1 protein-coding gene is annotated in these 567 nt (G+C 51.1%); it reads right to left on the bottom strand.

The features are described 5' to 3' along the window. Positions 1–149: 149 nt before the first annotated feature. Positions 150–567, bottom strand: a 418-nt coding sequence (locus AACS90_RS05030) for a conserved phage C-terminal domain-containing protein (RefSeq protein ID WP_241538351.1), incomplete at its 5' end; no start/stop codon positions are given.

Raw genomic sequence — 567 nt, 5'->3', positions numbered from 1 at the left:
TTCAGATTATCGATAAAGCTGGCTGAGTGGTCGCAGCCATCATCCGTAATATCACGCCGATCAAGGATCAATTTGTTGACATCATTTTCGTTGCTCATGGGGTCTTGCCTCGTTTTGGGTTTTTCCGCTTTTGGTCAGAAAGCGTTTTACTATTGGTCAGTATTTTGCTCTTTCGCCGCTTGTTCTGCGGCCTGTTTCCAAATCCCGCGCCAAGCCGCTAATGCCGGGACTTCACTCATCCGTCCTATTCCGGCTTTACGTGCCAGTTGTTGCGCCAATTCCTGAATACGGTTCGTCGGTGTCCAGCCAGTTGAAAACAGCAATCGGAACGTGGCATCACGCTCTACGGTATCAATGGTGATGGCCGTTTCGCCGGCTTTTAGCCAGCGCCCGTTAACACAGGCAGGTCTTCCTGCTTTGTCCCACTTACACGCCTTGTCGAAATATTCCGTACAGTTCTCCGGGCCAAACAGGGTCTTCGGGCGTAAGTAATCCCGCATCTTGCCATCATCCCGCCACTTGGTGGTCAGGTAGTCAGTGATCAACATCAGGTCTTCCACCGAATAC

The sequence above is a fragment of the Xenorhabdus sp. KK7.4 genome (genome assembly GCF_963876465.1).
Lineage (GTDB): Bacteria > Pseudomonadota > Gammaproteobacteria > Enterobacterales > Enterobacteriaceae > Xenorhabdus > Xenorhabdus stockiae.
This window is presented reverse-complemented; position numbering and strand designations above follow the sequence as displayed.